At 59.2% G+C, this 12,281-nt stretch carries 11 protein-coding genes; 7 read left to right on the plus strand and 4 right to left on the minus strand.

From position 1 onward, the window contains the following. Positions 1–44 precede the first annotated feature (44 nt). Genes H8S57_RS08400 through H8S57_RS08410 form a run of 3 tightly spaced genes read right to left on the minus strand, consistent with a single transcriptional unit; the run spans position 45 to position 2,173 of the window. Entirely contained in the window at positions 45–1,370 is a 1,326-nt protein-coding gene (locus tag H8S57_RS08400) for a [Fe-Fe] hydrogenase large subunit C-terminal domain-containing protein (protein ID WP_186907637.1), read from the minus strand. Positions 1,371–1,404: 34 nt separating this feature from the next. Then, entirely contained in the window at positions 1,405–1,830 is a 426-nt protein-coding gene (locus H8S57_RS08405) for an ATP-binding protein (protein WP_186907638.1), read from the minus strand. Next, positions 1,817–2,173: a hypothetical protein gene (locus tag H8S57_RS08410; RefSeq protein WP_186907639.1), complete on the minus strand. Its 357-nt coding sequence runs from the start codon at positions 2,171–2,173 to the stop codon at positions 1,817–1,819. The genes H8S57_RS08405 and H8S57_RS08410 overlap by 14 nt, the downstream gene beginning before the upstream one ends. A 247-nt stretch (positions 2,174–2,420) precedes the next feature. On the opposite strand from H8S57_RS08410, the gene serC reads away from it, so the two are divergent. Beyond that, a complete protein-coding gene (gene serC / locus H8S57_RS08415) occupies positions 2,421–3,506 on the plus strand; it encodes a 3-phosphoserine/phosphohydroxythreonine transaminase (RefSeq protein WP_186907640.1) in 1,086 nt (361 codons plus the stop codon). A 16-nt stretch (positions 3,507–3,522) separates the two neighbouring features. Then, positions 3,523–4,692, plus strand: a complete 1,170-nt coding sequence (locus tag H8S57_RS08420; RefSeq protein WP_186907641.1) for a phosphoglycerate dehydrogenase — start codon at positions 3,523–3,525, stop codon at positions 4,690–4,692. Between the two features lie 145 nt (positions 4,693–4,837). On the opposite strand, the gene H8S57_RS08425 is transcribed toward H8S57_RS08420, so the two are convergent. Beyond that, positions 4,838–5,539: a hypothetical protein gene (locus H8S57_RS08425; RefSeq protein ID WP_186907642.1), complete on the minus strand. Its 702-nt coding sequence runs from the start codon at positions 5,537–5,539 to the stop codon at positions 4,838–4,840. Between the two features lie 318 nt (positions 5,540–5,857). Here H8S57_RS08425 and H8S57_RS08430 point away from each other — a divergent pair, with 318 nt between their 5' ends. The 5 genes from H8S57_RS08430 to H8S57_RS08450 all read left to right on the plus strand — a co-directional run bounded on the left by H8S57_RS08430 (position 5,858) and on the right by H8S57_RS08450 (position 12,209). Further along, entirely contained in the window at positions 5,858–7,204 is a 1,347-nt protein-coding gene (locus tag H8S57_RS08430; RefSeq protein WP_186907643.1) for a sigma-54 interaction domain-containing protein, read from the plus strand. Positions 7,205–7,564: 360 nt separating this feature from the next. Next, positions 7,565–8,950, plus strand: coding sequence for a sodium:solute symporter family protein (locus tag H8S57_RS08435; RefSeq protein WP_186907644.1), 1,386 nt, complete (start codon positions 7,565–7,567; stop codon positions 8,948–8,950). Between the two features lie 57 nt (positions 8,951–9,007). Continuing rightward, positions 9,008–10,450, plus strand: a complete 1,443-nt coding sequence (locus H8S57_RS08440; protein ID WP_186907645.1) for a M20/M25/M40 family metallo-hydrolase — start codon at positions 9,008–9,010, stop codon at positions 10,448–10,450. An 87-nt stretch (positions 10,451–10,537) separates the two neighbouring features. Next, entirely contained in the window at positions 10,538–11,884 is a 1,347-nt protein-coding gene (locus H8S57_RS08445) for an acyclic terpene utilization AtuA family protein (RefSeq protein WP_186907646.1), read from the plus strand. 25 nt (positions 11,885–11,909) lie between these two features. Continuing rightward, complete coding sequence (locus tag H8S57_RS08450) at positions 11,910–12,209, plus strand: AtuA-related protein (RefSeq protein ID WP_186907647.1); 300 nt, start codon at positions 11,910–11,912, stop codon at positions 12,207–12,209. Positions 12,210–12,281: the final 72 nt, after the last annotated feature.

The following is a 12,281-nucleotide window of genomic DNA, read 5'->3' on the forward strand; positions in this document are numbered from 1 at the left end:
AAACACGGCCGCCGCAAGACCCATGCTTCTTGCGGCGGCCGTGTTCAGTCGTGATGTAAGGGCTGCTGGCGGCGGAAGGGAGCGGGCAGGTACTCATCTGCCCCGCCTTCTCCGGCCATATCCCGCATCCGGGCCCGTACTTTGAAGATGCAGTCGTCCTCAGAGGCACGGCCCAGCACCACATCCTCCGCAAAGGCATGGCAGGAAGGGGCCCCGCAGGAGCCGCAGTGGAGGCCGGGCAGGTGGGATTCCAGCGCCTGGATGCGCAGCTGCTTGGCCATGGCCGCCTCCCGATCCTCGTCCAGCAGGAAGGCGGGCAGGTATTGCAGCTGCTTGTCCCGCCGCACGATCTCCTGCGCCGGCCCCTGGAGGGTGAAGCTGCTGCGCGTTTCCGGCAGGCCCTTCATCAGGCCGCGCAGGCGCATTTTTGCAGCGTAAGGATTTTCCACATTGAAGCAGCCGCCCACACAGCCTTGCGTGCAGGCGGAAAGCTCCAGAAAATCCGCCTCGGGCAGGCGGCCGTCTTCGATCTCCTCCAGCATGCGGATGACGTTTTCGATCCCGTCCACCGCCACGCAGCCCTCGCTGGCGCGGGCCGCGCTCTCTCCGCCGCAGGCCGCCCAGCTCAGGCCCAGGGCGCCCGCAGTGGAGTGGGGCTCCACCCGTTCCAGCTCCCGCATGGGGGTCAGCAGGCGCAGGTATACGTCCCGGACGGCGAAGGCTCCGTCCAGCACCGGTTCCCGCAGTCCCTGGGAGACCCGGGCGGCGGTAACCTTGGACGAACAGGGCACGATGGCGAATACGCCGATCTGCTCCGGCGCAAGGCCGGTCTCGGCCTCCGCCTCCCGCCGGGCCAGGATAGCGGCCAGTTCCATCGGCAGGATGGTGCAGGCCACATGGTCGATGAGCTTTGGGAAGCGCATGCGGATCAGCCGCATCACGGTGGGGCAGGAGGAGGAGATTTGGGGCGTTACCGCCGGACGCCCCCGGCGCAGGACGCATTCATGCTCAAAGGCCGAGATCAGCTCGGCCGCACGGGCCACCTCCCAAACCTTGTGAAAGCCGATCTTCAAAAGGCCGTTCAGAACGATGTCCACATCGTCCAGGTGCTGGAACTGTGTGTAAAGCGCGGGCTCGGGCAGCGCCACGCAGTAAGAAAACTCCTTCAGCCGCTCCAGAGCGTCGCCCACGGACTTGATGGCCTTGTGGGGACACACGCGGATACAATTGCCGCAGTCGATGCAGCGGTCGGGCAGAATGGTGGCCTTGCGCCCGCGCACACGGATCGCCTCCGTGGGGCAGCACTTGATGCAGGAGGTGCAGCCCCGGCAGCGCCTGTCATCCAGGACTACGGAATGCCTCATGCTCATGGGGCCCTCTCACCTCCTTTGGCTGGATGATTCCTCACTGGGGAATTTTGATCACGACGGTGACCACAGTGCCCTTGCCTACCTCGGTTTCAATGGTCATCTCATCGGAATAACGCTTCATGTTGGGCAGGCCCATGCCCGCGCCAAAGCCCAGCTCCCGGGCGGTGGGGCCTGCGGTGGAGTAGCCCTCCTGCATGGCCTGCTCCACATCGGGGATACCGGGACCGGTGTCGGTCATACGCAGGACGATGCGGTCCATGTCCACCTCGACCTCCGCCTCGCCGCCGTCGGCGTGGATGACCATGTTGATCTCGCCCTCGTACATGCAGATCGAGGCGCGGCGGATCACATCCTGGGGCAGGCCCAGCTTCTTCAGGGTGAGCTTCATCTTGCTGGAGGCCTCGCCGGCCTCGATCATGTCGCCGCCCTCCACAGGGTAGACCAGCTTAATTGTCTCCATCGCAGTTTCCTCGCAATCCTTTGGAATATAACAGGCCGCAGGCCTCGTACATACGCTTGGGACAGGTCATCACAACGATATCCCGCTCTTCCGCCAGGTGCAGGATGTCCATACCGGGCATCTTTCCGCGGACGAAGACCACGCACTTCATCTCCACCATATCCGCGGTGCGGATCACCTGCGGATTGACCAGGCCCGTGAGCAGCAGCGCCTGGTTTTTGACAAACGCAAGCACGTCGCTCATAAAATCGCTGCCGCAGGCGGAAAAGACCTCCCGGTCCAGCTTGTCCTCACCCCACAATACCGTGGCGTTCAGGATCCCTTTGATCTCGGCAAGCCGCATAGGCTTTGTCCCCCTCATGATAAATCAAGCTTCTATATACGCCGACATTGTACCACAGATTCAGGGGATATGCCAAGGCTTCGTTCAAATATTCACAAACTTTTCCTGGTGAACGGCACAGTTTTGGATATTCCCAGCATTGACATGACACACGGCAATCCGATATAATCAACTTTATCAAGGTAAAGCGGTGGAATCCCGCCCGCCGCGCCTGAAATTTGGAAGGAAATCGAGGAGGCCATCTATCATGGGAAACGAGCGCGTGTACAATTTCTCCGCAGGCCCGTCCATGCTGCCGCTGGAGGTGCTTGAGAGAGCCGGTTCTGAAATCACGAATTACCAGGGCTCCGGCATGTCCGTCATGGAGATGAGCCATCGATCTAAGGTGTTTCAGAAGATCTTTGACGATACCCAGGCCAAGTTCTGCAAGCTGCTGGGCGTGCCTGAGGGCTATAAGGTCCTCTTCCTGCAGGGCGGCGCTTCTGCCCAGTTCTCTATGGCGCCCCTGAACCTGATCGGCAGGACCGGCAAGGCCGATTACGCCGTCACGGGCAACTTCTCCAATATCGCCTACAAGGAGGCCAAGAAGTTCGGCCAGATCCATCTGGCCGCCTCCTCCGAGGACCGGAACCACACCTATATCCCCGCGCAGGAGCAGTTGGAGCTGGATCCTGAGGCGTCCTATTTCTACTACTGCGCCAACAACACCATCTACGGCACCGAGTGGCAGTACGTGCCCGAGACCGGCAACGTGCCCATCGTGTGCGATATGTCCTCGGACATCCTCTCCCGTCCGGTGGACGTGAGCAAGTACGGCATCCTCTTCGCCGGCGCACAGAAGAACATGGCCCCCGCGGGTCTGACCGTGGTGGTCATCCGGGAGGATCTGGCCGGGCAGGAACTGCCCTATACCCCGCTGATGATGAATTACAAGACCATGATTGACAAGGACTCCATGTACAATACACCGCCCTGCTGGTGCATCTACATCCTGGGCCTGGTGCTGGACTGGCTGGAGGAGAAGGGCGGCATTCCCGGCATGGAGGCCATCAAGCACTCCAAGGCCCAGATGCTCTACGACGTGATCGATTCGTCCCGCCGGTTCACCTGCGCGGTGGAGCCCGGCTCCCGGTCCGATATGAACGTGGTCTTCCGCACCGGCAGCGACGAGCTGGATGCCCAGTTCGTCAAGCAGAGCGTGGAGGCCGGCTTTACCAACCTGAAGGGCCACCGCAGCGTGGGCGGGATGCGCGCTTCCATTTACAACGCCATGCCCACCGAGGGCGTGGAGAAGCTGTGCGATTTTATCCGCGCGTTCGATCAAAACAATTGAAGGAGGAGGGACAACGATGTTCCGGATCAAGACGCTGAATAAGATTTCCCCGGCCGGGCTGTCCGTGCTGGATCAAACCCGCTTCTCCGTCAGCGGAGATGTGGAGAATGAGGACGGCATCCTCGTCCGTTCCGCCGACATGCACGAGTATCCCTTCCCCGACGCCCTGCGCTGCATCGCCCGGGCGGGGGCGGGCACCAATAATATCCCCATCGACCGCTGCTCCGAGGCGGGCGTCGTGGTCTTCAACACCCCCGGCGCCAACGCCAACGCCGTCAAGGAACTGGCCGTGTGCGCTCTGCTGCTGTCCTCCCGCAACGTGGTGGGCGGCTCCGCCTGGGTGCGGGAGCAGGCCGGCGCCGGAGCAGACGTGGAGAAAGTGGTGGAGAAGGGCAAGAGCCAGTTCGTGGGCCCGGAACTCTCCGGCAAGATGCTGGGCGTCATCGGCCTGGGCGCCATCGGCGTGCAGGTGGCCAATATCGCCACCAAGCTGGGCATGACCGTCTTCGGCTACGATCCCTTCCTGTCCGTAGACGCGGCGCTCTCTCTGTCCCGCCTGGTGCACCGGGCCATGGATCTGGAGACCATTTATAAAAACTGTGACTACATCACCATCCATGTTCCGCAGACCTCCGAGACCCGCGGGATGATCAACGAGGATTCCATCCATATGATGAAGGGCAACGTGCGCATCATCAACCTGGCCCGGGGCGGACTGGTCAACGACGACGACATGCTGGCCGCGCTGGAGTGCGGCAAGGTGGCGGCCTATGTCACCGACTTTCCCAACAACAAGATCCTCCAGGGCAAAAACGTCATCCCCATCCCCCATCTGGGCGCCTCCACCCCCGAGAGCGAGGAGAACTGCGCCGTCATGGCCGCCCAGCAGATGCGGGATTACCTGGAGAACGGCAACATCAAAAACTCCGTCAACCTGCCCACCCTGGTGCAGGAGTGGAGCGGCATCTCCCGCCTGTGCGTCATCCACCGCAACACCCCGGGCATCATCGCCCAGATCACCGGCGTGCTGTCCAAGGATGGGGTCAACGTGGAGAATATGACCAACAAGTCCAAGAAGGACTACGCCTACACTGTGGTGGATGTGGGCAGCCGGGTCAGCGACAGCGTCGCCAATGAGATCCGCGCCATTGACGGCGTGCTGCGGGTGCGCCTGCTCAACCACTGAAACGCAGCCGGACCGACCAGCCAAAACGCCCCGCGCGTCACTGACGCGCGGGGCGTTTTGGCTGGCCGGAAAAGGGCGCAAGACCTGTTCCGGCCGGGGAACGGGGCGTTGCGGCCACCGGTTTGGAGCGGGGCGGGCGCATGCGTTACAGGGCGCGGCCGCATAGGCGGTCGGTACATGCCGCACAGCCCAGGGCGGCGTTGGTCTGCTCCCAAAAGCGCTCCGGATGGAGATGAAACGCCGCTTCCCAGACCACAAACACCAGCAGGGCCAGAAAAAAGAGGCTCAGGGTGAAAAAGCCCGCCGCGAAGACGAAGGGACTGAACATCATCAGGTGGTCCCAATTGAAGATGCGGCAGGTAGCGCAGCAGCGGTTTTTCAGAAAGAAGATCCGGAAAGGGCAGAAGAAGAGCACACAGATCAGGTCGCATACATAAAAGCATACACAGAGCAGAAAAAGCTCTGCCTTTCCCAGCACCCGCGTACGGTAGAGCAGACCGACCGCCAGAGTGAGGAGCAGCCACAGCAGAAAGACCGCTCCGGCGGTCTGGTCGCTCTGGCGGACGAACGTGCGCAGGGCCGCCCGGTCCGGAGCGCGCCCGGTCGGGATACGGCAGCGGGAGAACTGCTTCTGGGAACCGAGCGCCATATGCCGGCGCAGGGGGAGCAGCTGGAGGACCATGTCGCCCGCCCAGACCAGCCAGAACAGGTGGAGCACGGAAAAACCGCGGAAAAAGGCCGCCCCGTCCAGAACGGCAAAGACCTCCGGCCGCAGCAGCCACAGCAGCAGTGCGGCCAGAGCCGCGGCGATGCGGAAGGTCAGGCGGAACAGGTATTTCCTGCGCATGGATACGCGCGTTTTTGTTGCAGGAGTGGTCACGGAATTGATACACCCATTTCCTGATGAACTTCGAAGGCGTCTCCAGGGCGTTTTCACGCAGTCTGTGGGATCGACGCCTGCGCGCGGGGCCTGGCCGCAGCGCGGCAGGAATTTGACCGAAGGGCCGGACGAATACGCCTGCACCTGCAGATTTTAAAAATAGGATAGCACTTTTAGCGGCAAAAGACAATGCCGCAGCGCCGGAAGACCGGACCCAAAGCGCGGATGGTATTGCGTTTTGGACCGCGCGAGGATACAATACCCCTACGGGAAGGAGATGGGACGATGCAACTCAATGCCGCGGCGCGGGCCGCGTTTGACGCCATGAGCGAAGGCGTTACCATCATCGACATCGAAGGAAAGATCGTCTTCGGCAACCGGGCCTACCGCTCGTTTCTGAACAAAGAGGCCGGGGGCGATATCGGGGAGATCGAGGGCTACCGCCTGCGGGACCTGCGGCCGGGCGCCCGTCTGCCGGAGGTGCTGGAGGCGGGAAAGCCCATTCTTCACATTACCCGCAAGGAGATCGAGGATTTCTATTTTGTCAACATGTACCCGATTTATCAGAATGGCCTGCTGGTAGGCGGGCTCTCGGTCGTGACCTTTTTGGAGGACGCCTATCAGGCCCGGGAGGAGCTGGAGGCGATGGAAGCCCGCAGCCGTCAGGTGCTGCGCAGCATCAACCGCGCCAACGGAGCCCGTTATACGTTTGACGATATCGTGGCCGTGAGTCCCGCCGCCGTGCAGGCCAAGGAGCTGGCGCAGAAGATCGCCGCCACCGACGCCACCGTGCTGCTGGCCTCGGAAAGCGGCACCGGCAAGGAACTCTATGCGCAGGCCATTCACAATGCCAGCCCCCGGCAGGAGGGGGTCTTCGTGGCGATCAACTGCTCCAACTTCAACGCGCAGCTGCTGGACTCCGAGCTGTTCGGCTATGCGGAGGGGGCCTTTACCGGGGCGCGGAAGGGCGGCAAGGTGGGCCTGTTCGAGGCCGCCGACGGCGGCACCCTGTTCCTGGACGAGGTGTCTGAAATGGACATCAGCCTCCAGGCCAAGCTGCTGCGGGCCCTCCAGGAGCATCGGGTGCGTCCGGTCGGGGCGGTAAAGGAGACGGAGGTGGACGTGCGGGTCATCGCAGCCTGCAATGCCGACCTGCCGGAATACGTCCGCAGCGGCAAATTCCGCAAAGACCTGTACTACCGTTTGAACACCTTTCCCATCCGGATCCCGCCCCTGCGGGAGCGCCCGGGCGATGTCCCCGTCCTGGCCCAGGCCATTCTGGACGAGCTGTCCCACAAACTGCGCAGGAATTTTCATCTGTCGGTGGACGCCGCGGAGCGCCTGCGGGAGCACGACTGGCCGGGCAACGTGCGGGAACTGCGCAATGTTCTGGAGTTTTCCGCTTATCTTACCCCCTCGGGGCTGATCAGCGCCGACACGCTGCCCGGCGACCTGGGGCGCCGGGAGGACGGTGTGCCGCGCACGCTGGCCCAGCGGACCCGCGACTTTGAGAAGCGAACCATTCTGGCCCTGCTGGAACACAACGGGTCCTCGCTGGAGGGTAAGAAAAAAACCGCCAAGGAACTCGGTATTTCTCTGGCTACCCTCTACAACAAACTATCTGTTTTCTAAAAATTTAATGCTTCATAAACGTTTGTTTCTAAAGAATTAGAATTTTGTTCTATTTTTTAAGAATCCTTACAGTGTCAGCTTTCTTGCCTTTTCTACTCCCCGATTTGCATATCTTGTTCTGAAAATTTAGAATTCGTTTTGAACCCGGATATTTCCTCCACCCGTGTATCCATTGGGATTTCTAGCTTTTACAGCTTTTGTTTATGCTGCCTATTTTGGCATGCCGCTTGCTTCTGTTTCGGGTGTGTACACAAATTCCCGCTGTACGCAAACACGGTTGTTATACAAAGCGAGAGGGTATGCAACGTGTGGCTAAACAGCGGGCCACCGCCACAACACATAATTTTGGGGAGGTAGACCATGAAAGCAGCGTTAATGTTCATCCTGATCGTAGTAATATGTCTCATCGGTATTTTGGCAGGCAGAAAGGTAAAAAGTGCCGCCCAATGGGCAAACGGCGGTAAGAATCTGAACTGGGTAACTGTAGGTATCCTGCTGGTTACATTTCAAATTGGCGGGACTTCTACTATTGGTGCGGCCCAGAATGGGTATACCCTGGGTATCGGCGGTGCATGGTATGGCATTGCCGGCACTGTAGCCATGATTCTGTCTATGTTCTTCATTACCCACCTGCGTAAATACATTACAGAAGACACCATTTCCAACTTCATGAAGAACCGCTATTCCTCCGGCATTAGCAACCTCTACTCCTATTCCTATCTGATTATGGGTTTTATCTACATTCCCATTCAGCTTTTCACCGTTACCACTGTATTCCGCACCATTATTCCTGCTCTGGACCTGACCTGGGCCTGCATCATCGGCCTGGTGTTGGCCATTTCTTATACTGTGGTCTCTGGTGTCAACGGTGCTAACTACGTCAGCAAGGTGGGTTGTATCCTGATGTATGTCGCCATGGCCATCGGCTTGGTGCTGGTAATGAACCAGACCGGCGGCTTTGCCACACTGACCAACACCCTGGACGCAAGCTACTTCAACCTCTTTACCATGCCCCCCAAGACCTGGTTTAGCTGGTTTCTGACCTGTTTTGTGGCCTTCCTCACCATGCAGGCCGCCATTCAGCCTTCCCTCATCGCTAAGGATGACGCTTCCGCCAGAAAGGGTATCTTTTTTGGTGCCGTACTCAACCTTCCATGCGGTTTCATCTGCGCTCTGCTGGGTATGGTGTGTATCGCCATGAACCTGGACGTGGGCGGCAGCAGTTCTCTAGCTTTCGCCACCGTTATTAACACTTACTGCCCAAACTGGCTCACCGCACTTATTTTTGCGTCCATTGCCCTGATTGTTATCTGTACCCTGGCCGGACAGCTGCTGGCCATCTGCACCATCATACGTCAGCTACTGTTGCCTGTTTATGAGAAGAGGCAGGTCTCCGAACGCACCCAGCTGACCTATACCCGGCTCATCGCTTTTGCATACGGATTTATCACCATTATCCCAACCTTTATGATCCAACAGTCTTTCCTCAATGAGCTGGTCACGGTACTCATAGCCTGCGTTACCGGTCCCATGTTCTTTGCCTTAGTAGCCGGAATGTTCTGGAAGAAAATGAATGCGAGGGCCGCAGGCTGGAGCATCGTTTCTGGCATTCTGGTGGGTATTGTCTGGGTTCTCACTGGTATGAGCGTCTCCTGGCACCCTGTCTATATCATTCTGCCGGTTTCTTCTCTGGTAGGTTTTGTGGTATGTAAGCTCACTGCAGGAAACACCATCCAGAAGACCTAACTCGTCTCTGTTATCCACCTAAAACTGCTTATCTGAGAAGAAAGGACCGAAACACCCATGAAATATGTGCTCGATCATACTGACAAGCCCTATGCCAAGCTGTTTGAAGATATTTCCGCTATTCCTCGGGGTAGCTTTAAGGAAGAAAAAATTGCCGATTTTGTGTGCAGCTTTGCCGAGAATTTGGGACTGGAATATACCCGGGATAGTGCCAACAATGTTGTAGTACGTAAGCCCGCTACACCCGGCTACGAGGCCCATGAGGTAGTTATGCTCCAAGGGCACATGGACATGATCTGGAACAAGCGCCCGGACAGCACATTTGACTTTGAGCACGAAGGCATTAAACTAAAGGTCACTGACGACGGTTATCTGATGGCAGAGGAGACCACCTGCGGCTCCGATGATGGCGTAGCCGTGGCTTATATGCTGGCCATTTTGCAGGACAAGAGCCTGAAGCACCCGGAATTAGAGTGTGTCTTTACCACGGCGGAGGAACCCGGTCTGTACGGCGTTCAGAAATTTGATTGCTCCCAGCTGAAGGCCCGGAAGTATGTTAGCATGGATGGCAACCTAGAGGGTACCAGCCTGCTCATTGCTGCCGGTGCCGCCAACGCCCGCTTCACTAAGCGCTTCCAGCGGGAAGTTCTGAAGGATGCAGCGGAGCTGGCCATCCAGGTTCACGGACTAACTGGAGCCCACGTCCAGTTTCAGGAGCGTCAACTGGCCAACGCCATTAAGACGGTGGTACGTATTGTCTATTACATCCGCAAAGAGGTGCCCTGCCGACTCATCAGTCTGAACGGCGGCAGCCAGACCACCATTCCCGTAGACTGCACCGCCCGCATAGCCTTGGCCCTTGAACACATGGACAAGGCCCGGGAGGTTGCACAGCGGGTGCTAGAAGAGGTTAAGTTTGAGCACAAGGAGAGCGACCCCAACATGACCCTCTCCCTCAGCGAGAAGGCCCATGCATCCCCCGCCATGCCGGAAGATGTCACAGACAAGGTGGTCACCCTGCTTCGTCTGCTCCCCGCAGGCCTGGTGGATACCAGCCTGGTCTTCCCCGGCCTGCCCATCTCTTCTTTCAGCCTAGAGACCATTGAGACCACAGATAGCTCTATCGGCTGGTTCTACCGCCCCACCAGCGCCATTACCTCCAAGATGCTAGATATGGATGAGCAAAGCCGACTGTTGGCCCAACTATTTGACGTGGAGTATCATGTAGAAAACTACTTCTACGGCCACAATGTAGAGGCTGGGACTCCCCTTTACAATGTGTTTGACCAAGTATGGTTCGAGCAGAATGGCGAGCATATCCGCCCCATTGGTGCCCACTATGGTAATGAGATTGGCTTTTTCCTGCGCAATATGCCTTGGCTGGATATGATTCTGCTAGTGGCCACTCATTATCAGGCCCACACTCCAGACGAAAAGCTGGATATAGCTTCCTTTGACCGTTGCTATCGCTGCTTGGTGGAGATTCTGAGGCGAGTCTAAGGCTCCGCCGAAGCACACAGTATTTCCTTTTAACCGTAGACCTCAGTCCATTGTTGCCGCGACTTTCAACAAGAAGGAGCAATTACCATGAAAACCATCCGCATCGGCAGCGGCGCCGGTTATGCCGGCGACCGTTTGGAGCCCTCTCTGGAGCTCATTGAGAAGGGCAATCTGGACTACATCAGCTACGAGTGCCTGGCCGAGCGCACCATCGCCATCGGCCAGCAGGCCAAGCTGAAAGACCCCGCCAAGGGCTATAACGGCCTTTTGGAGCACCGTATGGAGAAGGCGCTTCCCCTGGCCTGGGAGCACAAGGTGAAGGTCATTACCAACATGGGCTCCGCCAACCCCCAGGCGGCGGCCCGAAAGTGTGTGGAGATCGCCCGCCGGCACGGCCTGACCGGGATGAAGATCGCCTGCGTCACCGGAGACGACCTGCTGCCCGTCATCGACAAATACAGGGATGCCGAGGTGTGGGAGACCCATGAGCCCCTGTCCAAGCTGCCCGGCGAGATCGTCTCCGCCAACGCCTACATGGGCGTGGAGGGGATCCTGAAGGCGCTGAATATGGGCGCCGACGTGGTCATCACCGGCCGCGTGTCCGACCCGGCCATCTTCCTGGCGCCCATCATCCATGAATTCGGCTGGTCCCTGGAGGACTGGGACAAGCTGGGCAAGGGCACGATGATCGGCCACCTGCTGGAGTGCGGCGGGCAGGTCACCGGCGGCTACTACGCCGAGCCGGGCAAAAAGGACGTGCCCGGCGTGGGCCATCTGGGCTTCCCCATCATCGAGGTATCCGAGGACGCTTCCTTCTTCGTCACCAAGGTGCCCGGGGCGGGCGGCATGGTCACCCCCGACACCTGCGCCGAGCAGATCTGCTACGAGATCCACGACCCCGAGGTCTACCTGACCCCCGACGTGGTGGCCAACTTCAAGCAGGTCAAGTTCACCCAGACCGCTCCCGACGTGGTGAAGGCGGAAGGCGCCACCGGAAAACCCAAGACGGAGACCTTCAAATGCTCCATCGGGTATAAGGATTGTTTCATCGGCGACGGCGAGATCAGCTACGGCGGCCCCGGTTGTGTGGAGCGTGCCAAGCTGGCCCTGGAGATCGTCAAGGAGCGGCTGGAGCTGGTGGCCGCCGGTAAGTTCGACGAGCTGAAGTTCGACCTCATCGGCTGCAACAGCCTGTATTGGAACCCGGACTACAAGTATAACGAAGCGCCCTCCGAGGTGCGGGTCCGTGTGGCCGGCCGGGCCAAGACCAAAGCGGACGCCGATCTGATCGGCAACGAAGTGGAGGCGCTCTATACCAACGGCCCCGCAGGCGGCTGCGGCGCTGTGAAGCGGACCCGCGACATCGTCTCCGTGGCCTCCATCCTGGTCAGCCGCTACGATGTGAAGCCGCAGGCCGAGCTTTTTGAAGTCTGATCGGGACAGAAAGGAAGGATGCATCATGAAACTCTGGGATATCGCGCATTCCCGTACCGGTGACAAGGGCAACATCTCCAACGTGTCCCTGATCGCCTATGACGGCAAGGATTATGAGATGCTCAAGGAGAAGGTCACCGCCGAGCGGGTGAAGGAGCACTTCAAGGGCATCGTCAAGGGCGAAGTGGTCCGCTATGAGCTGCCCAACATCCACGCGCTCAACTTCGTCATGTACGCCGCCCTGGGCGGCGGCGTGACCCGCTCCCTGTCCGTGGATATGCACGGCAAGGGCCTGAGCTCGTACCTGCTGGATCTGGACATCTGAACGGGATCGGCTGCCCCTTCCCGCAGCCCTTCCCGATCCGCCCCAAACGATGGGCCGCAAGACCGCCGCGGG

The organism is Lawsonibacter hominis (genome assembly GCF_014287895.1).
GTDB lineage: Bacteria > Bacillota > Clostridia > Oscillospirales > Oscillospiraceae > Lawsonibacter_A > Lawsonibacter_A hominis.